24 protein-coding genes are annotated in these 26,297 nt (G+C 40.2%); 5 read left to right on the top strand and 19 right to left on the bottom strand.

Annotation, left to right across the window (positions count from 1 at the left end; all coding sequences use genetic code 11):
• Positions 1-2,265, bottom strand: a complete 2,265-nt coding sequence (locus DFQ04_RS00835) for a helix-turn-helix domain-containing protein (RefSeq protein WP_133551752.1) — start codon at positions 2,263-2,265, stop codon at positions 1-3.
• Between the two features lie 84 nt (positions 2,266-2,349).
• Between DFQ04_RS00835 and DFQ04_RS00830 the strand changes: the two genes are divergently transcribed.
• Positions 2,350-2,970, top strand: coding sequence for an FMN-binding negative transcriptional regulator (locus tag DFQ04_RS00830; RefSeq protein ID WP_133551750.1), 621 nt, complete (start codon positions 2,350-2,352; stop codon positions 2,968-2,970).
• A 59-nt stretch (positions 2,971-3,029) separates the two neighbouring features.
• On the opposite strand, the gene DFQ04_RS00825 is transcribed toward DFQ04_RS00830, so the two are convergent.
• On the bottom strand, positions 3,030-4,412 hold the full coding sequence (locus DFQ04_RS00825) for a S8 family peptidase (protein ID WP_133551748.1): 1,383 nt from the start codon (positions 4,410-4,412) through the stop codon (positions 3,030-3,032).
• A gap of 198 nt (positions 4,413-4,610) precedes the next feature.
• On the bottom strand, positions 4,611-6,218 hold the full coding sequence (locus DFQ04_RS00820; RefSeq protein WP_133551746.1) for a DUF748 domain-containing protein: 1,608 nt from the start codon (positions 6,216-6,218) through the stop codon (positions 4,611-4,613).
• Positions 6,219-6,375: 157 nt separating this feature from the next.
• Between DFQ04_RS00820 and DFQ04_RS00815 the strand changes: the two genes are divergently transcribed.
• Together DFQ04_RS00815 and DFQ04_RS00810 are read left to right on the top strand one after the other, a co-directional pair.
• A complete protein-coding gene (locus DFQ04_RS00815) occupies positions 6,376-7,170 on the top strand; it encodes an endonuclease/exonuclease/phosphatase family protein (protein ID WP_133551744.1) in 795 nt (264 codons plus the stop codon).
• Positions 7,167-8,003, top strand: a complete 837-nt coding sequence (locus tag DFQ04_RS00810) for a 3-keto-disaccharide hydrolase (protein ID WP_133551742.1) — start codon at positions 7,167-7,169, stop codon at positions 8,001-8,003. The genes DFQ04_RS00815 and DFQ04_RS00810 overlap by 4 nt, the downstream gene beginning before the upstream one ends.
• A gap of 30 nt (positions 8,004-8,033) precedes the next feature.
• On the opposite strand, the gene DFQ04_RS00805 is transcribed toward DFQ04_RS00810, so the two are convergent.
• The 16 genes from DFQ04_RS00805 to DFQ04_RS00730 form a co-directional block, all read right to left on the bottom strand.
• Positions 8,034-9,440 (bottom strand): Gfo/Idh/MocA family protein, encoded by a 1,407-nt coding sequence (locus DFQ04_RS00805; RefSeq protein WP_133551740.1) that lies wholly within the window; start codon positions 9,438-9,440, stop codon positions 8,034-8,036.
• Between the two features lie 149 nt (positions 9,441-9,589).
• A complete protein-coding gene (locus tag DFQ04_RS00800; protein ID WP_133551738.1) occupies positions 9,590-9,793 on the bottom strand; it encodes a YgaP family membrane protein in 204 nt (67 codons plus the stop codon).
• Between the two features lie 111 nt (positions 9,794-9,904).
• The gene (locus DFQ04_RS00795) at positions 9,905-10,939 is read right to left on the bottom strand and encodes a glycoside hydrolase family 113 (protein WP_243739607.1); all 1,035 of its coding nucleotides are present in this window, start codon (positions 10,937-10,939) and stop codon (positions 9,905-9,907) included.
• Between the two features lie 9 nt (positions 10,940-10,948).
• On the bottom strand, positions 10,949-11,710 hold the full coding sequence (locus DFQ04_RS00790) for a DUF6503 family protein (RefSeq protein ID WP_133551736.1): 762 nt from the start codon (positions 11,708-11,710) through the stop codon (positions 10,949-10,951).
• A 10-nt stretch (positions 11,711-11,720) separates the two neighbouring features.
• Entirely contained in the window at positions 11,721-12,449 is a 729-nt protein-coding gene (locus DFQ04_RS00785; protein WP_133551734.1) for a hypothetical protein, read from the bottom strand.
• A complete protein-coding gene (locus DFQ04_RS00780) occupies positions 12,446-13,732 on the bottom strand; it encodes a glycosyltransferase family 87 protein (RefSeq protein ID WP_133551732.1) in 1,287 nt (428 codons plus the stop codon). The genes DFQ04_RS00785 and DFQ04_RS00780 overlap by 4 nt, the downstream gene beginning before the upstream one ends.
• Before the next feature lie 44 nt (positions 13,733-13,776).
• The gene (locus DFQ04_RS00775) at positions 13,777-14,673 is read right to left on the bottom strand and encodes a hypothetical protein (RefSeq protein WP_243739606.1); all 897 of its coding nucleotides are present in this window, start codon (positions 14,671-14,673) and stop codon (positions 13,777-13,779) included.
• A 16-nt stretch (positions 14,674-14,689) separates the two neighbouring features.
• Positions 14,690-15,382 (bottom strand): glycosyltransferase family 2 protein, encoded by a 693-nt coding sequence (locus DFQ04_RS00770; protein ID WP_133551730.1) that lies wholly within the window; start codon positions 15,380-15,382, stop codon positions 14,690-14,692.
• A 5-nt stretch (positions 15,383-15,387) separates the two neighbouring features.
• Positions 15,388-16,857, bottom strand: coding sequence for a cellulose synthase family protein (locus tag DFQ04_RS00765; RefSeq protein ID WP_133551728.1), 1,470 nt, complete (start codon positions 16,855-16,857; stop codon positions 15,388-15,390).
• Positions 16,858-18,402, bottom strand: a complete 1,545-nt coding sequence (locus tag DFQ04_RS00760; protein ID WP_133551726.1) for a 4Fe-4S binding protein — start codon at positions 18,400-18,402, stop codon at positions 16,858-16,860.
• The gene (locus DFQ04_RS00755; RefSeq protein ID WP_133551724.1) at positions 18,399-19,751 is read right to left on the bottom strand and encodes an NAD(P)/FAD-dependent oxidoreductase; all 1,353 of its coding nucleotides are present in this window, start codon (positions 19,749-19,751) and stop codon (positions 18,399-18,401) included. The genes DFQ04_RS00760 and DFQ04_RS00755 overlap by 4 nt, the downstream gene beginning before the upstream one ends.
• A 36-nt stretch (positions 19,752-19,787) precedes the next feature.
• Complete coding sequence (locus DFQ04_RS00750) at positions 19,788-20,552, bottom strand: DUF547 domain-containing protein (RefSeq protein ID WP_133551722.1); 765 nt, start codon at positions 20,550-20,552, stop codon at positions 19,788-19,790.
• A gap of 84 nt (positions 20,553-20,636) precedes the next feature.
• Positions 20,637-21,152: a rhodanese-like domain-containing protein gene (locus DFQ04_RS00745; protein ID WP_243739605.1), complete on the bottom strand. Its 516-nt coding sequence runs from the start codon at positions 21,150-21,152 to the stop codon at positions 20,637-20,639.
• A gap of 37 nt (positions 21,153-21,189) precedes the next feature.
• Entirely contained in the window at positions 21,190-21,903 is a 714-nt protein-coding gene (locus tag DFQ04_RS00740; RefSeq protein WP_133551718.1) for a Crp/Fnr family transcriptional regulator, read from the bottom strand.
• Between the two features lie 72 nt (positions 21,904-21,975).
• Positions 21,976-22,449: a type I restriction enzyme HsdR N-terminal domain-containing protein gene (locus tag DFQ04_RS00735; protein WP_133551716.1), complete on the bottom strand. Its 474-nt coding sequence runs from the start codon at positions 22,447-22,449 to the stop codon at positions 21,976-21,978.
• 43 nt (positions 22,450-22,492) lie between these two features.
• Positions 22,493-23,173, bottom strand: coding sequence for a ComEA family DNA-binding protein (locus DFQ04_RS00730; protein ID WP_133551714.1), 681 nt, complete (start codon positions 23,171-23,173; stop codon positions 22,493-22,495).
• A gap of 183 nt (positions 23,174-23,356) precedes the next feature.
• Here DFQ04_RS00730 and hemA point away from each other — a divergent pair, with 183 nt between their 5' ends.
• Positions 23,357-24,625 carry a glutamyl-tRNA reductase gene (gene hemA, locus DFQ04_RS00725; protein WP_133551712.1) on the top strand — a complete coding sequence of 423 codons (1,269 nt, stop codon included), beginning with the start codon at positions 23,357-23,359 and terminating at the stop codon, positions 24,623-24,625.
• Between the two features lie 89 nt (positions 24,626-24,714).
• A complete protein-coding gene (locus tag DFQ04_RS00720) occupies positions 24,715-26,283 on the top strand; it encodes a WG repeat-containing protein (RefSeq protein ID WP_166637224.1) in 1,569 nt (522 codons plus the stop codon).
• The last annotated feature ends 14 nt before the right edge of the window (positions 26,284-26,297 follow it).

Raw genomic sequence — 26,297 nt, 5'->3', positions numbered from 1 at the left:
CTAATCGAAATCCTCCCGGTTTTGGGAATACAGTACCAGCCGGAGGGTTTCGTAGTCATACTTCCCTTCAAAAAACTCAAAGTAGGCCTTCATGGAGGTCAGTCTTTTTTCAACTCCAGTTATTTCCGAAATGATTTCCTGATCGACCAAATTCTCCAAAGGGATTTTCCCGATTTTGACCCCAAAGGCAAGGTGGCGCATAATAGTACCAACAGTATATCCCCTCTCTTGGGCAATTTTTTCAGGTGACTTTCCTTCGGAAAAAAGCCTAATGCTATGCTCTTTCGTATCCTCCTTTTTCTCCTTACCCGTCTTTCCTTTAGTCTTCCTTTTCCCAGTTTTCTTGCCAGACCCTTCTCCTAAAGGAATTTCCTTTTCAATAGTCCTCAGCAATTCCTTCCGCATGACTTCCATGACTCGGTCAATTTCGTCAAGTTTGGTTACCGGCTTATTCAAGAGGATACTTTCTATCAATTTCCCGCTTTTGGCGATTGAGGCATATTTTCTAAAAAGTTCAAGCTCCAATTCTTCCAATCCATTGTAGTAAGATTTTATTCTTGAAAAATTCTCCACTTTTCGCTGGTGCCTTAGCAAGATCTCAATGGTCCTTTCAAGTAAGTCCAAGTAGTACCTCGTTCCTTTTTCCACCCGATCGAAAAGCCTTTCCTTATTTTTAGAATGAATCAAAGCCCTTAATTGCACACGGAATTTTTCGGAATTTTCCACTTCGGACTGGAAAATTTGATAGAGTTTCGGGAGGTCTTTTCGAATTTCTTCATCCTCAAACTCAAAGCTGCTTTCATGTTCCTTTGCAAATTGGGTGAGCGATTGAGTCAAGGAATCAAACTCAAAAGTAGCTTCAACCAATTGGAGCAAGTAGTCGTTTTGAGCCTGAATCAAATCCCCAGTAAGATTCTGAACCTTACCTTTTGAAGAAGTATAGTCCACAACTTTAGGATCAGAATAGAGCACATCTTCTCGGATTTTTGTCCGAAGAACTAATCCATCTAAAGATCTAAGTCGGCTCAAGGCAACATAAACCTGACCCGGAGCAAAGGCCTGACCTACATCTACTATAGCTCGATCGAATGTTAATCCCTGACTTTTATGAACGGTCACTGCCCAAGCTAGCTTGATTGGATATTGAGAAAATGTCCCGATTACCTCTTCCTCCAGTTCCTTTGATTCAGGATTGATGGTGTACTTTTTATTTTCCCAGACTTCTTTTTTAAGGTAATATTCTTCTAAGGAATCATCCATTTTTACCTTAATCTGGTCAGACTCCAATTCTATGACCGTAGCTAATTTGCCATTGAAATAGGAAGAAAGACCAGAGGTGTCATTTTTTATAAACATGATCCTGGCCCCAACTTTCAGCTCAATGGATTCTGGAAGCGGATAAAGAGATTCTGGGAATTCCCTCTCAATCTCTGCATCATAAAAGAAAGATTTCGAGTCAAGGCTTCTTAGCTCTCTTAGGTTCAGTTCATCTGCCTTGTAATTATGCGTAGTAAGGGTAATACAAGGCGGCAACCGTTCAATTTCGTCTAAGGTTTTGTAGTATGAATTTAAAATCCGAATGTCTTCAGCACTTGGCTTGTTGTCCCTCAGGTTGTTAAGAATTCGAATAAAAGTCTCATCCTGCTGTCTGAAAATCTTATCAAGCTCGAGATAAATCAAACCCGAATTCTGCAAAGCTTTGGCCTCAAAGAAATGCATGGAGGAATAAAACCTACTTAAGACTCCCCATTCCTCATCCTTTACTACGGGAGGAAGTTGATACAAATCCCCTATAAACAATACCTGAACCCCTCCAAAAGGCACCTTGTAATTCCTTTTTGCGCTTCGCATCCGGTAATCAATGGCATCTAAAATATCCGCCCGAAGCATGCTCACTTCGTCAATTACCATCAAGTCAATGGATTTTAAGACACTTCTGCGGTGTTGATTTAGAGGATGCCTTCTGGCCAAAGTCTGCTGAGTGAAAAATCCATGGCGATCGGTATAATTACCTTCAGCGTCTCTTACGGGAAGAAAAGTACCGAAAGGAAGCAAAAATTGCGAATGGATAGTAACTCCTTTTGCATTCAATGCCGCAATTCCTGTAGGAGCTAAAACAACAAACTTCTTGTGAGTTCGACGTGCCAACTCCCTGAGGAAAGTTGTTTTTCCTGTCCCAGCTTTCCCTGTTAAAAAAATCGGTACTCCTGTTGTGTTGACAAACAGGGCTGCCAACTCCAATTTGTCGGTTGAAAAATTATCCATTGTTCGAATTTAATTTTTTAAGCTCATTCTCGGAATTAGAAAGTAAAAAATCCATTTTTGAAACGCCTTTTTATCTACCAAACTATGTATATCCATCCACTTAATTCCTGGGAAAACGAATCTGAAATCGTTGATTTTATTCAGAAGAATGCCTTTGCTACGCTGATTTCTCAGGTCGATGGAAAACCTTGGGCTACACATTTACCTTTCTTTCTGGATAAAAATTCGGATGGGGAAGCAATATTGCATGGACATTTAGCCAAAGCCAATCCCCAATGGAAATCATTCGAAGACCAAGAAGAAGTCTTGGTGATTTTTCAAGGTCCCCATGCCTACATTTCCTCCTCTTGGTATAATCATGAAAATGTCCCGACTTGGAATTATCTGGCAGTTCATATTTATGGAAAAATCAGAATCATTGAGGGTGAGGAATTGATGCATCATCTTAAAACTCTGGTAGACAACTATGAAGAAGGAAGACCAAATCGAGTGCGGGTAGAAACCATGTCTCCAAGCTATGTAGCCGGGCAGGTTAAGGCTTTGGTTGGAATAGAAATAAAAATCGAGGAGGTAAAAGCAAGCGCTAAACTATCTCAAAACCGGGATGAGGTTAATTACAAAAACATCGTCAGCCAGCTGGAAAAAAGTCCTTTTGCTCTAGATCAGGAAGTAGCTTCTGAAATGAAAAAGAGAAAAAATAATTAAATAAAAAGAGGCTTCCCCAAAATTGAGGAAGCCTCTTTCACTTTTTAAAACAATAAGGATTAGAATCCAGAAACATTCAATCTTCCGCCTGTTACAGTTTTACCAGCAAGAGAAGAAGTTGCAGTGGTACTTCCCAATATGGCCGCCTTAATCTGTGCTGCAGAAGCATTTGGATTAAGCGAAGCATATAAAGCAGCAGCACCAGTTACGTGCGGAGTAGCCATTGAGGTTCCATTATAGCTAGCATAGCCAGATCCGATAGTTGCATTTTTTCCTTTGCCTACAGCTACTGGTACAGTTGACCAAATACCTGATCCTGGAGCTCCCAAATCTACGGTTGTTGCTCCATACTGTGAGAAGGAAGAAAGCGCACCAGTACTTGTAATGGACGCTACAGCAATCACATTAGGGCTATCGTAGTTGGATGGGTAACTAGCAGAAGCATCGTTGTTGGTTCCGGAATTTCCGGCTGCAGCAATGAAAAGAATCCCAGCTGCATTTGCTCTATCAATAGCATCTTTCAAGGCCTGAGAATATCCTCCTCCTCCCCAAGAATTATTGGTAGCTACGATATTTAAACCTTGGCTAGTCTTAAGATCAGTGAAATAATCTACAGCCTTAATAGCATTTGCTGTAGTACCCCCTCTGGAACCCAAGAATTTTGCTCCAAGCATTTTTACATTCCAATTCACTCCGGCAACTCCAATTCCATTTCCTCCTACACCGCCGATAGTTCCTGCTACGTGAGTGCCATGATCATCTCCAGTTCCGTCGAAAAGCGTACTGTTATTTCCGTCAAAGTCCCATCCATAAACGTCATCTACCAGACCATTTCCATCGTCATCTGCCCCGTTACCGGCAATTTCTCCAGGATTTACCCCTGCATTAGCTGCAAGGTCCTCGTGTGTGTACATGTAGCCCTCATCGATGATTCCTACATATACTGTGTTGGAGCCTAATTTATTAGCAGCCCAAGCAACTGAAGCTTGAGATCCAAAAGTACCTGTCATACCCCAAAGTTGACCACTTGAAACGTAAGTATCATTGGAGGTAGCGAAATGCTGATAAATCCAGTTAGGTTCGGCATATTCTATTTCAGGCATCGCTCTTAATCTTTCGATAGCTTCAAAAGTACCCAACTTACTTTCTACTAAAAGAAGGTCACCTGTAGGAACGCTTTTTCTAGCATTTGCTTCAACCATAGCTGAGGTGCTAATTTCTTCAACAACATTAGCCTGAATCAAAGCTAAAACGTCTTGAGAAAGTCTAGAACCTTGACTCGCAGTCTTATACTTAATCAGTAATTGACCGGGAACAAAATTCTCCCGTGAGAGCTGCTCAGAAACTTCTGAAACTGCGACTTCATTTTCAATGATTTCGCCACATGATGCTGCCAAACCCATTAGGGCTGAAAAGGACAGAACAGAATAAAGTTTTTTCATAAAGAATTGTTGGTGGAAAATATTTTGTGAAATGTATGATTTCGCCAAATCATTTACAATAGATTTCTCCAACAACTAAAAAATATTTTTTGACATCAAATAAAACAATACTGGCAGTTAAAAATTTGCATTTTGATTAAGAGTTTTCAATTCCTTATCCAAAATTGAATGACACTTTTTATCCTGGATAGGAGCTTTCTACTTTTCATTAGAATTTAAAATCTCCTTTGCAGCTCCTCCGGGAATTACTTCCAGCATTCCGGTTTTTGTACTTTGCCAAATCAAATTAAATGGACCTCGGAATTTATTTCTGGGCTGGATAAAAGATGGACTCAAGTATCTTTTTTCTCCTGGAAGGTTGGAATTGTTGATAGCTAAATTTGCTAAGATAGAAACCAATTTATTCGCCTTTTTACCAGACTTTTTAAACAATACAACTTTCAATTCTGTGTAGTCAAAAATAAAGTTTACCTGAGCTTGAGATTCATTGGCTTTCATCTTCAATCTCATTCGATCTAGGTGACCATTGGTAATTTCTCCGTTCATAATTGGTTTTAAAATATCATTTAGTTTTGCAATGGGAAAATCTCTTAAATCCACCTCCAATTCAAATTCATCTTTTTCGTATGGCACAGTTATTTTTGTTTGCATTTTTCCAAGACCATTTAGTTTACTAGAAAATCCTATGTCAAAGGTTCCCTTTTTGGCTTGATTTTCTGGTAGTGTCGTTAGGTTTAGGATAACTCCATTTAAATCATCAAAATGGATTCTCCAGTTTTCTCCCTTTTCAGGAACTGACTCCCCATAGGAAAGAGTGGTATTAGTAAATTTCAGTGTATCTAAACTTATTGGAAAGTCTATCCTTGAAATCAATCCTTGGAACATTGGTTTGTCTTCGTCTTTTGGCCGCGGGTGGGCTTTATCACGAAAATCGTCTAGTATAAATCCAAACAATTCCATTTTTTCTCCTCGAACATCCAAGCCTGAGTACAATCGAATGTCGTGTGCAAAACCGGTAAGCTTTAGTGAATCAATTTGAATTTCCACAAAATCCTTTTGAACAGATTGAGATTTTGCATACTTCATCAAGCCTTCGGCATAGGTAAGTGAAATTGATTTTAGGGTAAATTCATGCAAGTCGGTATCAAACTGCATTTTCCCAAGCTTTAAATTTTGGTCCTTGTCAAGCTGGTAAGAGAGGCTATCAAAGGAAAAAACCAAACGCTTGTAATCGAAAGGGATCGGGTATTGAACCTTAATTGAATCCGTTTCTAATTCAGTAGCCAAAATTCCTAAGTTATAAAATCCTCCTTTTTGAATAGAGTCAAGACGAATTTCCGCATTGCCCCGGTACAGGATGAAGTTTTTTATCTTCCCTCTGTAAAGGATTTCTCCGAAAAAATTTTGAAGCGCATCACCAGGGCTATCTTTTTCCTTCTGGCTTGAAAAAAGCTGAACTTCAAAAAAAGGATCTAAAAATTCAAGATCATCCAAAACCAAGTGTTTTTTGAAAATCAAATCGATTAATTGGACCTTCCTAAAAATAGCCTTTCGGATTTTCCCGTTGACCCGATTGGTAGAATCTAAATTTCTGGAGTTAATCTCTAAGTCATCAAGTGAAATTGATCTTCCCAATAAATTTAGCCTAACTTCCTTTAAATGAAAATCATACTTTCTCTCTGGGTTTTGATTAAAAATATCTTCCAGATGATTATTAAACCAACGCTCACCAAAATAAGCTAAGGCCCCTCCGAGTAAAACCAAACCTATACTCAAGACAATCAAAAATTTAAAAAGCTTCTTCATTGGGAAAGTCCATTTTAGAAAAAAGATTTACTTAAATGGAAATTAGGATAATCATAGAATTTCCGAAATTTCATTACGAAATCAATATAAGTTCAATATCCTCAATTCGATTTCCTAACTTACCTCTTGAAAAAAAAGAATCCGGCATTCAATTCATATGGATAAATTCTTCCTTTCCTGCTTGTTCTGTTTATTTTTTGGCCTTGCCAATGCTCAGGAAATCAAAATCATCACTTTCAACATCTACCATGGAGAAAACCCGGCAAAGCTTGGGGATAGTACTTTACACCTTCTTGCTGATTTCCTGATTTTAAATCAACCGGAAGTCGTAGCTCTTCAAGAAGTAGATAGCATGACCCTTAGATCAGAAAAAATCTATGGTAAAAAGTTAAACTTCATGTCCAAAATAGGCCGGGAGACAGGCTACAAGAACTATTTCGGCAAAGCTATGGCCTTTGACGAAGGAGGATACGGAGAAGGTCTTTTAGCTAAAAAAGGATCTGCCTATCACACACTTCAGCTTCCCAATCCTGCTGGTGGCGAACCTAGATCCATCGCTTGGGTCAAGGCTGAATTGAAAACTTTACAAGAATTCTATTTTGGCGGGACTCATCTTTGCCATGAATTCACAGAAAACAGAATTGCTCAGGTAGATTCTATTTTCTCCTACGCAGAGACTTTGGATAAGCCGGTAGTCATTGCGGGGGATTTTAACTTTTCCCCTGATTCCCTGGAATATTCCAAAATTCCATCCCATTGGAAAGAAGCCGGAGCTGTAGCCGGCAATTCCCAAAACACCTACGGTACTGCGGAAGAAGGTGCTCGAATCGACTACATCTGGTACGATTCCAGAAAATTCGAATTGGTGGAATATAGAGTCATGACTGAAATTACCTTTTCAGATCATTTCCCGGTTTGGGCGATTTTGAGAATGAAAAAACCTGAAGAATGAAAAAGCTACTCTTTGGAATTTGCCTTTTAGGTCTTGTCTCTTTTTCAATTCACCAACATTCAAATCAAGCCAACCCAAAATGGATTGAACTTTTCAATGGGAAAGATCTAAAGGACTGGACTGTAAAAATCAGAACCCACGAGTTAGGCGAAAATTTCGGAAATACATTTCGTGCGGAAGATGGACTGATGAAAGTCCGATACGATGGCTATACTTCATTCAGTCAACAATACGGACATATTTTTTACAAAAAACCTTTCTCCTATTACTTGCTGACAGTAGAATATCGATTTGTTGGCGAGCAGTGTCCGGGAGGAGAAGGCTGGGCCTTAAGAAATAGTGGAGCCATGCTTCATTCCCAGGATCCTAAGACCATGCTAAAGGATCAGGATTTTCCGATTTCTATTGAAGCTCAGTTTTTAGGCGGAAATGGAAAGGACAAGCGATCCACCTGCAACCTTTGTACTCCTGGGACAAATGTGGTCATGGGAGACACCTTATTCACACCTCATTGCATCAATTCGAAATCAGAAACTTATCACGGAGATCAATGGGTCAAAGCAAACTTTATTGTTTTGGGAGATCGGGAAGTTCACCACCTTGTAGGAACTGATACCGTGATTAGCTATTACCAGCCTCAGATTGGAGGCGGAAATGTGGCTCCAGTTAATCCAGGGGTAAAAATTGACGGCAAACTTTTAGAGTTCGGGTACATCAGTCTGCAAAGCGAAAGTCATCCCATAGACTTCCGAAAAGTCGCTTTATTGGATTTATCTGCCTATAAGGACGATAAGAAAAAACTGGAAGAACTCATCCATCAAGCTTTAAAATAAAAAAGGAGGTAAAAACCTCCTTTTCATTTTTTATACCCTAACCTTAGTCGTCCCTCCGCCTTCCAAAGTAATCGGAACAGGTTTATTTGTCTTCCAATTTCCTCCTGTAAAATCAGGCACATCGATAGAATTGGATCGATTAGCCACAGACCATTCGCTAAGTGGAGTAATACAGCTCCATAGTGCGGCATCATAGACATCTTGGTCTAAAGGAAGTCCATTTCTAAGACAATCAATCAATCTCCAATCCATCATGAAATCCATACCTCCATGTCCACCAATTTGCTTGGCAAGTTCTCCAACCTTTTGAACAATCTCAGGAGTGTATTTGGATTGTAGGTCTTTCATTTCCTCTTCCTTCATCCAGCTATGGCCTTTAGCCACTTTTTGTTCAGGGTATTTCTGGGCATATCCTTCTGTACCACTCACGACATGAAGTCTGGAATATGGTCTAGGAGAAGTCACGTCATGCTGGATCATAATTGACTTACCATGCTTGGTTTTAACGACCGTGGTATTCATATTTCCACGGTAATTTTTAGCCGCATACGAATTCCAAAACGCGTCCTGCTCGGCTAGTTCCTGGGCTTTTTTCTTCATCTGAAAATCATTGGAAGAAAGTGAGGTCAAATAATCCATTTGATCCCCTCTGTTGATATTCAAAATCTGACAAATCGGACCCAAGCCATGCGTAGGATAAAGATTTCCATTTCGGAAGTTTTCTTCCAATCTCCACATTCCCTGATAGCCTTTTTCCTTGTCAAAATTCAACCAAAGCAAGTCATGGATATAAGCCCCTTCTACATGGAGAACTTCCCCAAAGAAGCCTTCTCTGGCCATTTTCAAAGTCATCAATTCAAAAAAGTCATAACAGCAGTTCTCCAATTGCATGCAATGCTTTTTAGTCCGCTCAGAAGTCTCTACCAATTGCCAGCATTCATCAAGGGTGCGGGCTGCAGGAACTTCCACAGCGGCGTGTTTACCGGCTTCCATGGCATAGACCGCCATTGGAGTATGCCATTCCCAAGGAGTAGCGATATAGATCAAATCCAAGTCTGGACGCTCACACATTTTTTTCCAGGCAAAGGCACTTCCCGAATAAAGCTCAGGTTGGTGAATGGTGCCCTCCAGAGATTTCTTAGCCTTTTCAGCTCGTTCAGGAAGTAAATCGCAAAGAGCCTTGATTTCTACTCCTTCAATTTTACTAAGTCGATCCACGGCTCCTGGACCCCTCATTCCCAAGCCAACAATTCCCACCCGGACTGTTTGGATTTTAGGAGCAGAATAGCCACTCATGTTAAAATTGGATATTCTTGAAGCCCCATATTTGGCCTCCAAAGGCAATGTCTCAAGCTCTTTTGCCAAGCCTTTTGTGGCTCCTAAAAAACCTAATCCTGCAATCCCTGCAGATTTAAGAAAGTCTCTCCTATTATTCATGTGTGGGAATTTTTCTGCTTTAGAAAATCTAATTAATCAAAAAATTCAAAGAAGTCCTTCCCGATTATAATAAAGTCACAAAAAAACCGGAAGCAAAGGCCTCCGGTATTTCCCTCAATTTGAAAGCACTATCAATTATCTATAATCTATTACGCTCTTGAACAGGTGTTTAACCCAATTAGCGTGTACAAAGGACAAAAACTTACCAAACTCGTTACTGCAAAAACTGCAGCCACTACCAAACCAACTATTCCCAATGTACCTGTAATGGTTCCAGAGAAATAAAGGACTACCAAAACTGCTGCAACCAAGAGTCTAACTGCCCGGTCTGCACTTCCCATATTTTTTTTCATTGTTGAAGGGTTTAGGGTTAAAAGGATCGTTTGCTACTTAGATTAACTGAAGTAAACCTACCCTATCCATCAAAAAATATCCATGACAAAAGTCACATAAGGAGGTGATTTTCAATCCAAAAGAAAATAGCTAGCCATTACCTTTTCAGCTCTTTTTCCCTGAGGAGTAAAGTCTGGCTCCCTAGTGTGTCTTTCCGGATACCACTTCCAAAAGAACACTCCTGCCAACCAATCTTTTTTCCAGGCTGTCTGAAAAAATGCTTCATAGCAAATGGCCTGCACATCCTCAGAAAATTCCATTTCTCTTCTTTCGTTTGGCCAAACCCAAGGCTGAATAGCTGCATCCACCGTATTGCAATAACCTATTTCTGTAAACAAAACCGGCTTCTTGTATTTTCTAACCACTTTTTCAACTTGAGGAATATGAGAATTCCAAGAGGAGATCAATTCTTCGAGTTTAGGATTGTGATCCTTAGCCAATGGGAAATAGGCCTGCACTCCGATATAATCTAGGGCATCCCAAAATTTCACTTGCTCAAACTCGGTGAAGTTGGCCGCGTAGGTTATTTTCCCTGAATAAACTTTCCTAACCTCTGCAATAATTTTTCTCCATTCCTTCTCCTTTGAAGAAGTCTTCTCCAATTCAGTTCCAATGCATAACATCGGCATCTTTAACTCCTCGGCAAGTTTTGCATAGTCAAGGATGAAAGCCTGATAATTGGAAAACCAGGTATTCCAATCCGACTCATTTTTCATTTCTATCTCTCCAACCCAGCCTTCCCTTACCCAAAGATGAGGTTTAAGCATATTCATGATACCCTGCTGGGAGGATGAATCCAGAGTAACTTGAATGCCCATAGGGGTTTCACCCCACCAACGCCTTTCATTGCTCATGTCCCATCGGATTTCAGGGGAATTTTTATCGGCTTGCCAGCCAAAAGGGGTTTGAGAAATGGCATTTGCACCTGTAGACTTCAGAGCAGAAATTTCACCACCCTGGAGCGGCTGTCGGCTACCCACCCAACATACCCCTTTCCATTTTTCATTAACTGACAAAAGGGGTTCCTCAGGCAAAAACCACCAGAAAAAGAACATCAAAAAAATCATGCCCACGGAACTAAATAGATATGTTTTTGTTGAGGGCATTTCGGTGATTTAGTCTTTAGGGATAGGAACTACTTGAATATTTTCCAGATTGATTTCGGAAAGTTTTTCCAATTTACCAGAAACATAGAGTTCTTCCATCATATCCAATGGAGTATTTTTATCTTCGGGCTTGAGATTCAGATAGTTTTGAAAACGAATCCCCCCAACTTCCTGAATTCCACTTACCTCTCTCCAGCGTACTCCTCCCCCGTCGGTGTAATACAAGTACGCCATATAATCCATCAAATGATCCTCCTTTCCAAACCAATAAAGGAACTGATCTTCAAAATGATCACCTCCGCCCTCTTGTTGGAAAGTCACCTTAATGACATCGTATTTTTTCCCTTTAATTTCCGACTCACCTAGCAAGGTTTTGATAGCGGCCGCATCATTCAATCCGTAAGGAAGAAACGCAAAGTAGGCAACTGAATTTACTGATCTGGAAAAAGCCCCAATCCGCTCCTCCGGAAGGGTGTCGATTTTAACTCCATTAACTGTCCTTAGAAAACCAGAATTATTCAGGACATCTTTGACATTTCCTGTAGAGTCGGTGAACTCACGGGAATATTCAAATCCATTGGGAGATTTGTAAATGCTGTAATGGAAGTTTCTGAAATCAAAATCGATTTTGGCATCCAGATAAGCTTCTCCTCCATGAGCCTCAATTGCTGCATCCACGATTTTCTCAGCCTCAGTTCTTTGGTCACAGGATGCTATTCCAAAAACCAATACGATCAATCCAAGAAGTTTACTACTAATTCTATTATCCATTACGATCAATTCAATTTTTAAAGGTGATTTTGTAATCGCTGTAGAGGTACTCAGCTCTTAAAAAAAGCCTTTCTCCCTTTTCATTAATTCTCCAACTTTCTCTTCGACCATGAAGTTTCAATCCTTCGATATTTTCTTCTTCTAGGTCATAAACCAAACTTCGATGGTCTTTCAGCTGAACTTCACTTGCAACCATAAGGTGAGATTGACTATCGAAATGATACCACCAAATGTCTTTGTCCGGACCATAATCTACTCGAATAGATTCAACTTCCTGATTGTTCTCCAAAGTTTTTCTTCCTTCATAGCTCAGCTTTCCTCCCCCATCCAAAAGCTTCCAAGGCTGAGCAAGGGTATAGAAAGCAGCATCAAAATCCTTCTTTTTTGCTGCTAAAAAATCACGGTTCTTCACCTCATTTCCTCCCAAAAAATAGGAAATCTCCGCCCCATCAAAGGATACTACATGATCAATGCTGTCCTTGGCCCAGGATATTTTTCCCTCGAAATAGGGTTTGAACCTGAATTCATGCCATTGATTTAATTCGGATTCAACATTTCCATTTTCATCCAAAAGCTTCGTCCATTTGGTAAATTGAATGACTGCTAGTTGATCCCACGCATCCTCTCCTCCATGGGCCTCAATGGATTTTTTTAAGAGATCATGCGCTTTCTCCTCATTTGTGGGATTACATCCAAAGAGTAGAAGACCAATTGCTGCCAGAATAAACCAATTTTTCATGCCATGAAATTAGGACTTCTTTCCTTTTTAAAATAATCCACATACACTCCAAAGAAAACCACCCCATACGCCAAAAAGAGAAAGACCGAATTTTCCATAAAGTCTGGATTTCCATAAGCCTGATAGGAAAAAATTGCCGCAAAGGACCAAAGCAGGAAGGTTACTTTTCTCGAAAAAATGCTGAGCCCAAGACCCGGTAAAATATACCAAGGATGGACCACAGGTTGAAGGATTAGGTAAATCAAATAGATCAAAACCCACAAATCCAGCATGTCTTGTAGAGTCTTGGATTTTCTTTTAAAGGAGAAAAATAAAATCAAAACCAAGGTCAAAATACTAAGGCCCTTGGTCAGATCTGCAATGATATTGTAGCCTTTAATCCAAAATCCAATTTCCCGAAGTAAGTAATACATAGAAGCGTTGAATTCAAATTTCCCTTGGTATAACTTGAGACTTTGGAAAAAATTCATCCAGGAATTCTCAATGAAAAGTGGAGAAAAACACAGAACCAGAATTAGAATAGTTCCCAACCAGAACAACCTTGACTTCCTGACTTTTTCATTTGCCAAAAAGGCCGGAGCCAAAATCAATGGAAGTAACTTCACCCCAATTGCCAAAGCCCAAAATCCTCCAGAAAATCCCAACCTACCCTTTTGAAAAAACCATAAAGAGGCGAGCAGGAAAAGTAAAACAAACCCCTCGAAATGTAGATTTCCAACAATCTCTAGGACCACCAAGGGATTTAGCCAATACCATAAGATCTGCTTTTGGGGAAGCTCAAAAACCCTCAAAAGCTTCCAAAGAAGAATGAAAACAGCGCTTTCCGCCAAAATCAAAATCAGCCTAAGCATCATGTAACCATTCCAGACAAAGCCCATGGAAGCCTTAGCACCAATCCAAAAAATCAACTGATTTATAGGAGGATAAACCGAATAGTAATCCCGGGAATTTAATCCTTCGAAAAGCTGATTCAGGTAAGCAGAAGAGTCATTCGCAGATTTTTCAAGAAAGTCTCTGGGTATTTCCAGATAGGGATTTTCTCCCATTTCTAGCAATTCCCCATCCCAGAGAAATCGGAAATAATCATCAGACCATTGAGGAGAAAAAAAGAAAACTGCAACTCTCATAGTCAGGCCAGCCAAAAAAAGATTTCTCCAAGAAATGACTTTTGGGCTTAAAAGATAAAGCGCAACCAAACCACCGAAAATCGCTGAATAAAGCAGAAAAGTTATTCCAAAACTAGTCCTAGGAATCCCAGACAAAAAAGCAATCCCGATAGTCATCAGAGCCCAAATCCCCACTTGGAGCCCTTGCCTAATCCTTGGACTCAAAGCCCCAAATCCTTTCTGAGCGGCTCAAAAAGCTTCTCATTTTTGTTCCAATAATCCATCATTTGCATGTTGGATCGGGTGGCAGTGGTTACCTCTTGTTGTCCGTTTGCTTTGGTCCATGTTTCAGTAAATCCTAAAATTTCAAACGGGAAAAACTGCTGGTATCGAATGGAAATTTTTCTACCGATTTCATTATATACCACCTCGATTTCTGATTGATTTTGCCCCAAGTCCTTTTTAGAAATCGTCGCCTGTTCACCTTTCAAAGGAATATGGGCAAATCGCTGAAAGATCAAGCTTGGAATCATTTTCACATTTCCCATTGGAACCAACTCTGGATTAAGTCGAATGAGGTTAAAAATCTCTTCCTCAGCAACTCCAGCAGTCTTACCTGACTGATCACCCTCCGATTCGAAATAGGAAAACTGCTGAAAACTGTAATTCCCATTTTTGAAATTCATCTGGGTATAGGATTGGCCACACCATTCCGTAACCGAGGCAGAAAGCTTGGGAGAGGATGCCTCCTCATAAACTGGAGTAAAAACGGATAGCATAGTATGATAAGGGTAGACTCCCGTCAAAAACTCCCGGGTCATATTTAGCTTGAGGACTTTCTGGGCATCATTGGGATTATCCTGAGGATTATCCAGCTTGACTTGCTTCTTTTTAGAAAAGTCCTCCGTTACAAAAATCATGACCGCCTTTCCAGGTCTCACCTCTCCATATCGGCTTTGCTGCAAATCAAACACATTGATTTCGGCTTTTCCCTGATACCAATACTTGGCGAATTGCTCCTCTTCAACTCCTTCTCTTCCTGACGAAGAGCAAGAAAACAAGGCTATTCCAATGCCTAGAAGAAGGAAGACTGAAAGCAATTTCTTATCGATTCGCATAGCTTTTTCAGGTTTTTCACCAATACTTAAAGATCGTCAAAATTATTTTATACCCTGCACCAAAAACACCCTTGACCGTTCCACTCACTTTGGAGACTCCAATGCGTTTTCGATAATTCACCGGAACTTCCATATATCTCAAACCGGCTTTATGGGCTTTGATCTGCATCTCTATGGTCCAGCCATAATTTTGATCGACCATATTTAAGTTTAATAATTTATTCCAGACAATCGCCCGAAAAGGGCCCAAATCAGAAAATTTTGCTCCCTGAATATACTTCATCATCGTTGTCGCCAGCCAATTTCCAAAGACCTGAGGCAATGTCATAGAACCACGTTCTCTTTCACCCAATGCTCTTGATCCAATGACCATATCTGCTTTATCCTCCAAAATTGGTGCGATCAAGTCAGTCATTTCCTCCGGGTAGTCGCTATAATCTCCATCCAAAAAGACCACGATTTCGGGTTGTACCTCTTGGCTCTTAATCCAAGCCATCGCAGTCAAACAGGCTTTGCCGTAGCCTTTTTGTCCTTCGAAGACAACTTTTGCCCCGGCAGCTTCGGCAACTTTTGCGGTTTGATCTGTGGAGTTGTTGTTGGCAACTACAATATTTCTAACCCAATCAGGAATATCATGGATGACCTTGGAAATGGACTTTTCCTCATTGAATGCAGGAATAATTACATCTACAATTGGAATGGATTTCATGGATTTTATCGGCCCAGGCCGTAAGATTTAAAGGAAGTGGCAAAGACCAGGGTGTATCCAAATGCCAGGAGAAAATGAAATGGTAGAAAGAGAAAATTACTTTCTCTAAAAGCCAGATAAACCATCCCCCAAAATACCACCGCCAGAATAGCCTCAAACCAAGTGGTCAAAGGCATTTTATGCAGCAGGTATTTGTTTCTGGCTAATCCCACTTTTCCAGACTCCAAATTAAACTTGGGAGTTCGAATAAATGGGGATTTTTTACCTGTTAGGCCCTCCCAAACTGCCTGAGCGTTGTGAAGGGCCAATCCCATGGAAACAGAGAGGAATAATGGCAATTGCCAAATGACTCCGAAAACCGCTTTGGAAGAACCTTTTTTTGCATAAAAAAATGAAACCAAATAGACTCCTGCTATCAATACAAAACCTATCAGGAAAAGCCCGGATAGTTTTACAAAGAAATCGGGAATCAAGCCCAATTCACCAGCCCACCAAACGCCCAAACTACTTAAGCTAGTCAGCAGAACGGCAATGAAAATAGTTGAATTAAAAAGGTGAGCAAAGGCATGAAACTTCACCTGAAATGGGTGCTTTTCATGGCTCACGGCATTAGCATGTTTGACTGCGCATTCCGCCCCACCTTTTGTCCAGCGAAACTGCTGACTTTTTATGGCAGACATTACCGGAGGTAGCTCTGCAGGAGACTCAATTTCTGGTCGATAGACAAACTTCCAGCCTTTTCTTTGGGCTCTATAGCTCAGGTCCAAATCCTCCGTTAAGGTGTCATCATGCCAATTTCCCGCATCCTGAATACAGGATTTTCTCCAAATACCTCCAGTCCCATTAAAATTGATAAAGGCTCCCTGTTGATTTCTTCCCATTTGCTCGATAAAAAAATGAGCATCCAAAGCAAAGGCCTGAAGACGGGTTAAAATCGAGTAATCCCGATTCAAATGAGTCCAACGGGTTTGGACCATCCCTATTTTTTCATTGGAGAAAAAAGGAATCGTTTTGATCAGAAAGTCTGGATCAGGGACAAAATCCGCATCAAAAATCGCTATAAATTCCCCGGAAGCTGTTTCAAGTCCTTCTCTCAAGGCACCAGCCTTAAATCCTTGCCTATTTGTCCTATGGACATACGAAAAATTCACCTCTGGAAATTCCTTGATTTTCTCCTGAATCAACTCCACCGTCTGGTCGGTACTGTCATCCAAAATCTGGATTTCCAGCAATTCCTTAGAATAATTCAATCTCGCTGCCGATTCAATCAATCGCTCAACGACATACAATTCATTAAAAACAGGAAGCTGGACAGTCACCTTTGGCCAATTCTCGGGTGTTTTTCGAGGTGTGGCATTCCATTCTTTTCTTGCTTTGAAAAAATGTAGGAGCAAGTGTCCCTGTGCTAAGCTATAGACCAGGATAAACAACATGCCCAGAAAATACAATCCACAAAGGATATAGAGGAAAATCATTTACGCATTGATCTTGATGGAATTATTCCCAATAATAATTGGCAATTCCTGAATTCGGTTTTCTTCAGGTCCATTTTCTAACTTTAATACTCCTCGAGGACAAACTGCTGAACATACACCACAACCCACACAAGAGGATCGAACGATATTTTGACCACGCTGGGCATATGCTCTCACATCAATCCCCATTTCGCAATACGTGGAGCAATTCCCGCAAGAAATGCACTGCCCCCCATTAGTAGTGATTCTAAAACGGGATTTAAATCGCTGCACAATCCCCAGATAGGCTGCTAAAGGACAGCCAAATCTACACCATACCCGGTTACCCATAAATGGATAAAAGCCTGTTCCCACTACCCCAGCAAAGGCTGAACCTATCGCAAAACCATAAAAGGAATGGAGTTGGTTCGTCACATTTCCAAGAAGTGAAAACCCGGAAAAGTAATTGGCAATGGTAAGTGCAGTCATAACAACTGCCAAAACTAACACACTATGGATAATCCATCGCTCGTATTTCCATGCTTTTAAGGACTTATCAGAAAGCTGTCGAAATGGATCCCCGACCGTCTCGGCCAGACCTCCACATCCACAAACCCAGGAGCAATACCATCTTTTTCCAAAGAAATAAGTGAAAACCGGAACTCCTACGATAATCAACAAAATCCCCCAGATGAGCATAAACATGCCTACTCCTCCACCGGAAAGAAAAGTATCGATCTGGTAATCGTAAAAGAAATCATAATCCAGCGGCCAAATATTCTTGAAATCGAAATAGGGCTGATTGAGCAAAACCAAAATTTCTGGAATCAAAAAGGCAAAGGCAGTTTGGAAAAACATCACCGAAGCAGTACGAAGTTGCTGATATTTATTCCCGCGATATTTTCTAAACATCCGGATTCCCATAACCAAAATGGCCATAGTATAGACCAAGCCATATAAAAACCATTGGCTTGCAGAACCTCCGGATAGCATTTTGGATATGGGTTCGACCATCCAAACCAGATTTACCAAATAGGCAGGAAACCAATACAGGAGAATATAAAACAAAATCAAAAACCCTCCTGTCACCATTCCAAGCCAACCCCGATTCTTCAATTTGGAATGGAAAATTCCATTGTTTTTGATTCCGGCTGGCTCTCCTTCATACTTTTTAAAGTTGTACAAAAAGCCACCTATAACAGCTAATCCAATGGATAGCCCGAGCCAAAGCCATGGATTTTCACGAACGGGAGTGGATGCTGCAGCTTTTGCTAAAGCAAATCCATAATCGTCCCAAATCACCTGATCCCAAAGTTGCTGGGATTTCAGCTGGTCGTTATAGCTATTGAAATTGCTTCTAAAATCTGAAAGGAAGGAAAAGTTGGAGGTATATTCTTTTCCATACATGGGGGACAGAATTTCTCCCATTTTTTCTTGGTGGATTTCCTTGGTATTAGATACCACCAAATCCCTATCCAAGGTATAAGAACCTAGAAATGGAATAGCGATAAAAACGCCCATTCCAAGCAAGAATAAAACCAAGCCAATTTTTTCAAGTAGTCTCATACCTTAGCTCCCAAAATTTTTTGAATCCATGATTTCTTTTCTGGTTGAAAGTCACCTCCGAATTTCTTTTTAAAGGCTTGCTGAATTTCAAGGTAATACGGAGCGAAAAACTCCGGATCAAAATTCGCCTTTTTCAACCCAGCAATTACTCTTTCTACGGTCCATTTTTCCTGAATAGCTTGATCAAAGAACTCATGTCTGAGCCTAAATCCGAAATTATTTACCCCTAGAATTTTTCCCTGAGCATCCATCAGCATCCGAAAAGAGACTTTTCCACCAGAATGCTCCCAATAGAAATTCTGAACCTTTTCCTCATCCCAAATCGGAGGGACAGTTCCATAAGTTTGATATTCTATATCCAGGAATTTTGCGGAGTTGAACCAAATCCCAGGATTGTAGGCAGTTTGCTTTCCGCAAAGAGTGTATGCCAAAGTTTCCCCATGCATTCTTCCGGTATACCAAACCTGCTCGATTGGTCTTCGATCAGGAGCAGGGGCTTTCTCAAATTCTGCACAATCTCCAATCGCAAAAACATCCGGAAGGTTGGTTTGGAAAAACTCATTCACTTTCACTCCTCTACCCACTGCTAATTCTGTCCCTCTAAGGAAATCGACATTTGGACTTACACCAGCAGTGAGCCCAACAAACTGACAGGAAATTTCCTCGTTTTTGGATGTGATTACTGCTTTTACCCGACCCTTTTCGTCAGAAATAATTTCTTTCAACTCGGTTTCCATCATCAAATGGATATGATGCTCCCGAATGTGTCGACCGACCAATTCGGATTCTTCTCTTGGCAATACATTGTCCCAGAAGCCTTTTTCTCTAACCAAAAAAGTTACCGGGATCTTTTTGTAGGCTAGCATCTCAGCCATTTCTATCCCAATCAATCCACCTCCAACGATAACTGCATGGGAAACATTGACAGAAGTATTCTCCTCAAAAAGCTCCAAATCCTGCTTGGAATAAAGTCCTTGTACCCCATTCAAATCCTGCCCAGGCCAGCCAAATTTATTGGGTTTGGAACCAGTGGCAATCACCAATTGATCATAGGGAAGTTTTTCTCCTGAGGAAAAAATCAAAGTTTTCTCTTTGAACTTTACCTCCTTAACCCATTGATGAATCAATTCAATTCGATTTTTCTCCCAAAACCAATTTTCATAGGGTTGGGTATGCTCAAATTTCATATGTCCCATGGACACATACATCAGGGCTGTTCTGGAAAAAAAATATTTAGACTCTCCAGAAATCACGGTGATTCGGACTTGGTCCTCCAATTTCCTCAATTGTCTTGCGCAAGTAATCCCAGAGATTCCATTTCCGAGAATCACAATGTGTCGAGTAGGCATGCTGCTAGATTTTTGGTCAAGTTACCGAAAACCGACTTATTCGTTTAGGTTCCAGTTGTAATCCAAATGAGAAACTTTGGCATTTGGACTAATTTTCACCTTAGAGTACCGATTTAAAAAATCGATTAGGGTTCCCTTTTTTGTAAAATCCCCATTAAACCAGGAGAAAATCTGAGAAACTTGAATAGCATCTTTGGATATCTTATTTCTGCTGGAATCATTGATGAAGGTGGTAGCGACTTTTTGTAGTTGTGCTTCTAATTTATCAGCAAGGAATGCTTCATTCAAAAGTGGTGGACAAGAAACAGAGGCACAATTGATGGCAAAATGAATTCTGGGCTCGTCAAACTCCTTTCTTAAAATCGAGTGCTCGATCTCATCCAAACTGGATTCGACTCCACCTATTTTGAAAAACTTGTAATGCCACACATCACTGACCATAGGGATTTTCAACTTTGGGCCTAAATCCCGGATGCTTTTTGTGGGATAATTATCCACGATCAATTTCACTGTAAAGGCATTGTAAGCATTGATCCAATACGCTAACTGCTCGTTTTTTGACCAAGTTTTTCGATCGGGAGCATTGTTAGAAAGTAAAGTCAAATATTGCTCAAGCTTTGCTTTGCTTTGAATAAAACCTTTGTAATTCACTCTTCCATCAGGGCTAACATTTGCCTTGACCAGTTCATCCCAAAGCTGATGACTTGGCGGCGTAGTAGCTTCCATGCCTAAAGTGGAACCTTGGCAAGCTGTGGAGAAAAGAACAAAAGAAACAATTGATAGGATGGAAATGATTTTCATTTGTGTGATTTTTACCCTGATCAACGGGAGCATGGAAGATGAAGATTTATGGAATAATGATTTGTCAGAGGACCGACAATGAATCTATTCATAGACTTTTTCTCCCTTTTCAAGCCAAATTCCCCAAGCCTGAGAATAGGTATGGACTTTCTGGGTGGGCAAACCCTTACATTCAACCTCCTGACCTTCATTTACCCAGTTGATAATACCACCGTACAAATTGTAAACTCTGGTGAAGCCGGCTTCCTTCAGTTTTTTGCCAATGGCTTCTGATCTTGCCCCTACGGTACAATACACCAACACAGGTTTGTTTTTATCCAGATTTTTGATTGATTCCAGGGAAAAAGTATCATAACCAACCCACTGTGAACCCGACAGGTGGCTTACTTCAAATTCAGGTTTTTCACGGGTATCCAAAATTTGGTAATTGCTCAAATCCTTAATTTGATTGGGTTTTACGACCGGAAAGGATTCGTCGTAAAGCGTGGAAAGCAAAGTTTTGTAGGCAGGCGATTGAGCCTGAGCTTGAGAAACAAAGAAACCTGTTTCTAATGCAATTAGGAAAATTACTAGAAGTTGTTTTTGAAGTAGATCTTTCACAAGGCCAAAACCAAATTTTCCGAGGCCTTGTTCCTCATTAGGCATAAAAATCGGACAAACGGGCAAGACCTCGCTTATCCTTAATGATGATTCTCTTGCCATCCAGGTCAATCAAATCGTCTTTCTTGAATTCCGAAAGTAGTCTGATAACAGATTCCGTTGCGGTTCCTACGATTCCCGCAATCTCCTCTCTACTTAAAATCAAATCTATTTTCATAGAATCACCCCCCTCTATTCCATAGGTGTCGGCTAACTGAAGAAGCACAAAAGCCAATCTTTCACGAATACTTTTTTGAGTGGCATCGGTCAGTTTAGCTTCCATTACTCCCAATTCATGACTGATGGCTTTGGTCACTCTTTTGAAAAATTCCGTGTTTTTGGTGAGTGTATTCAAGAATGCTTCACGAGGGATAAAGCAGATTTTAGCGTCTTCAATAATCATCGCGGAGCTGGTATAATTCTCCTCTCCTAACAAAGCTGAATACCCTAAAAAATCTCCCTTTTTAGCCAAATGGATGATTTGCTCTTTTCCGTTGGAAGCTGTTTTATAAACTTTTACTACTCCGGCATTTATGCAAAAAATCCCTAAAGGCTTCGTTCCTTCATAAAATAGTATTTGGCCTTTTCTGTGAGAAATCAAGTTTTTATACTCAGAAAGGTGACATAACTGAGATTCTGGCAAGTCAGATAATAAAGAATGCTTTCGGCTTGCGCAGAGCTCACAGGGAGTGTTATGTGCATGGACATTCATAGTGCAATTGGATAATTAATTCTTTCTTGAATTTAGAGAAAAGGTGACAAGAATCATAAATTTTTCTTGGAATTAAGGCGCCTCGGGAAAAGATTCTATTTGAAAAAAGCTCTTGTCCTCCTTAGATTGGCTAAAACAGAAATGCCTCATTCCATTAGACAAAACTATATTTTGGCAATTTAACTGCTTGTTGTATGCCATGGCTTGCGCCAAGGTTTTTTCATCAATCTTTACCTCCGGTGCTTTACATTCTACCAGCAAAAATGGTCTCGCATCTCGGTCAAAAATCACCAAGTCTGTCCTTTTAGCCAATTGATTGTATTTCATGCCCTTTTCTAAAGAAAATAAGCCTTTAGGATACCCTTTGTGGTGAATTAGAAAAGATACCCAATGCTGCCTAACCCATTCCTCGGGAGTCAGAACCAGATATTTTTTTCGGAGAGAGTCAAAAATCCAAGCTTTATCTTCCTCCCATTTCAGCTGAGGTTCAATTGCCGGCAAGGACAAAACGGGGAGCTGAAAATCTTTGGGAGAGGAGGTAATCATAGGTCAAATATGCCGCAAATAATTCAAATCACCGGACCTTAATTCAATCAAATTGTAGGTATGGGCTGATTTTGTCTACCCATTCTTTCTTGAATATTTTTATTTTCAGTAAATCCTCGGAAGTCTGAAAAGGACCGTGTTGGTTTCTGAAAGCAATTATCACTTTAGCTTCTGAATAAGAAATGTAAGGATGCTTGGCTAAGTCCTCTACCCCAACTTGATTTATTGGAATTTTAATAAAAACCTTGGGGTCAAAATCAAAGTAATCCCAAACTTTCAAAGCAGTTTCCTCCGTCAAACCATAGATTTCCAATAATTGGGATTGGGAATAAAAGCCGCCCATAGCTTCTCTAGTTTTAACAATCCTTCCTGCCAAGGTCGGCCCAATTCCAGGCACAATTTGTAAAACAATTGAATCAGCCTCTGAAAAAGGGATTTTTTGGATACGTTCGGAAACGGCATTTGGCTTGGAAACTTTGGCTGTGTCGGCTGGGTTAAAAGTTGGTAAAGGAGAAGAAACCAAGGTAAATCCAGCTTGGTCCAAACTATCCAAAACAGCTTGATATTCCTGATAGAGGACTTCTGCTTCCTGATTTTTAAGGTAACGGATAAAAGGTGGTGCGAGACTAAGGATAACCAAAAAGGGGATTAATAACAGGAAGCCACGGGACTCTTTCGAAGTGAATCCAAGGTAAGTTTTGAGGAAAAAATAAAACTTGCTCATGCCAAAAAGATTGAAAAAGACAATTCGCCAAAATTTAAAAATATTGGTCTATCTTTTCAACTGCCTGTACCTTTGTAAAAGCAGGAAATTTATTTAGAATAATTCCAAATTATTCATTGAGTTATCCATTTCAGTCGTTCGAGGAAAGTTCTCCGTTAAATTTGCACCGCAAGACTTGATACCATGCACTCTAAGTTCAGAGCAGTCAGTTTATCCCATAAAACAGCCCCGGTTCAGATTCGCGAATTGATCTCTTTAGATGAGGAGGAAGTTCGTCGAATACTCTTGAAATTCAAGGAGTTTTTTAGCCTGAGCGATGCTTTGATCATTTCTACCTGTAATAGAACTGAGGTTTATTATGGCCATGAACTTGACTTAAGTACAGAAATCATCAAGTTGATTGGACTTGAGAAAGGTCTCAATGATGTGGTGAACTACCTTAATTATTTTGAAATTTTTCAAGATGATCAGGAGGCAATTTCCCATTTATTTAAGGTAAGTATGGGACTTGAGGCTCAGGTAGTGGGAGATATTCAAATTTCCAATCAAGTAAAGCGAGCCTACCAAACAGCAGCTGACATGGAAATGGCTGGCCCATTCCTTCATCGGCTGATGCACACCATATTTTTCACCAATAAACGTGTGGTGCAAGAAACTGCTTTCAGAGATGGAGCAGCTTCTCTTTCGTATGCCACTATTGAGTTGATTGAAAGCCTTACTGTCAATTTGTTTGAACCGAGAGTTCTCCTTATCGGAGTAGGTGAAATCGGAGAAGATGTAGCGAAGAACATGATTCATCTTCCACAGGCTAAAGTAAAAATCACCAATAGAACGCTTTCAAAAGCTGAAGCTCTAGCAGCGGAATTGGGTTTTGAAGTGGTTCCTTTTGAAAATCATCTGGAAGCGATGAAAGAAGCGGACGTGATCGTTTGCTCAATCATGAAAAATGAGCCTTTTATCACCAAGAAGATGGTAAAGGAGTTTGAAATCCAGAGCTACAAATTGTTGGTTGATCTTTCTGTCCCAAGAAGTATAGAGACCACAGTAGAAGATGTACCTGGAGTGGTATTGTATAATGTAGACAATATCCGTAGCAAAACTTCGGAAGCATTAGAAAAGCGTCTCGCTGCAGTGCCGATGGTTGAAAAAATCATCGAAGAAAGCATCGAAGAATTTGCCAATTGGAAGAAGGAAATGATGGTATCTCCGACCATCAATAGATTGAAGCAGGCTTTGGAGCAAATCAGACAAGAAGAATTGAGCCGGTATTTAAAAAACGCCGATGAAAAGGAATATGTGCTGATTGACAAGATTACCAAAAGCATGATGCAAAAGATCCTGAAAGTACCTGTGGTACAGTTACGAGCAGCTTGTCAGCGGGATCAGGCAGAAGAAATGATTGAAATCATCCATGATCTTTTTGATCTGGAGAAAATCAAAGTCGAAAAATAATCTATCCATTAAAATCATATTTGGCCAAAGGACATCTCAAGTTCCTTTGGCCTTTTTATATTGTGCTCCATTTGAAAATGCAGTCTTTCATGAATCTAAATTTCACCAGAATTTTCACCCTTCTGCTTGGCATTTGCCTAATATCTTTGAAGGCTTATTCCCAAACCTGGGAATCCTATGATCTTCAGGGAAATCTAAAAGTAAGGGCCGTATACGATGAGATTAAGGTATTAGGAGAGACTGTATTGATCGGGAAAAAGGACTCCTCCCTTTCCTTACTTTCCAGAGATCTCAAACCTATTGTCAACCTTCAGGGAAATGAGATTTACCAATACCTATCGCCATGGATTTTGGTAAAGGGACCAAAAGGAATCGGGGCTTATCATGAGTATGGACAACAAGCTTTGGCTCCTGAATACGAGGAAATTCAAACTTACATCACAAGGCTTTTGGCAAAAAAGGGCAATTCTTATTGGATTTTTGAACGAGGAACTGGAAAGATCACTTCACTTGGAACATTAGAAAATGCCAAATTGACCAAATTGGGAATGGTTATAGCCCAAAAGCAAGGCAAATATTACCTCCCACTTTCCAAAGACCCTGGAAAACCTTATGATCTTTTGGAGGAAAATGATGGAAACTACCTATTAGCTAAGGAATCTTCCGGGTATGGGATTATCAACTTGGAAGGAGATTATGTACTGGATCCAAACATCACCCAACTCGAATATTCAAGAAATAATCATTTCTATGGATTCAATCAAAGCCAATATGTTTTGATCAAAGGTGATGAAATAAAAGCCGATGTGAGCTACAATTCCTATCATAAGATCACCAAAGAGGGCGACTTGATGCTGGAATATATCCACGGAAAATTGAGAAGGGTAATGAAGGAGGATGGAATCCTGTTGGATATAGTAGGAATGGAAGAAGTACAGCTGGTTGGGAAAGATCATTACTTCATTCGATTTAGAGAGCAGAAAACAGGATTGTTGGGAAAATCAGGCTGGTTAGTTAGGCCTGAATCTGATGCAGAATGGATAGGCCCAGGTTCGGAAGGGCTTTTCCCTGCGAGAAAAGCGGGTAAAAGTGGATTTCTTAATTCAGATGGCAGATGGGTGATTCAACCTACTTTTACAGAGGTCCAAAATTTCTCAGAACAAGTTGGAGAATTTAAATCGGGTTATTCCTGGGGACTTCTTAGTCCTTCTGGCCAAACCATTTCAAGTCCAAACTGGGAAGAGATTAAACCTTTTTCTTCAGGCAAAGGAATCGCCAAAAACTCAGGAGGCTTATTCTTGATTGGGAAATCAGGAGATCTAATTACTCAAGAGCCATTTGATCAGATTTGTAGAATTAAGGATGGATATTTTTTGGTAGAAAAATCAGGAAAACGCGGATTACTCAATCCAGAAGGGAAACAAATAATCGCTCCTGAATTTGATTTTATCCAATTCGAAAATCAAGATTTCATCCTTCTTGCTAATTCCGGAAAAGTAGGAGTAATCAAGGAAAATGGAGATATGGTCTTTCCGATGGATTATGAGGAGATTATTCCCGACTGGACAAATAATCAAATCCTGGTTAAAGAAATGTATACTCCTGTGGTGATTCCTGTAGAAGAACCAAGCAACGGAAAACGAAAAAAGGGAGCTTAATTGCTCCCTTTTCA

The organism is Algoriphagus boseongensis, assembly GCF_004362805.1.
GTDB classification, from domain to species: Bacteria; Bacteroidota; Bacteroidia; order Cytophagales; family Cyclobacteriaceae; genus Algoriphagus; species Algoriphagus boseongensis.
The sequence above is the reverse complement of the archived record's forward strand: the minus strand, read 5'-3'. Positions and strand labels throughout refer to the sequence as shown.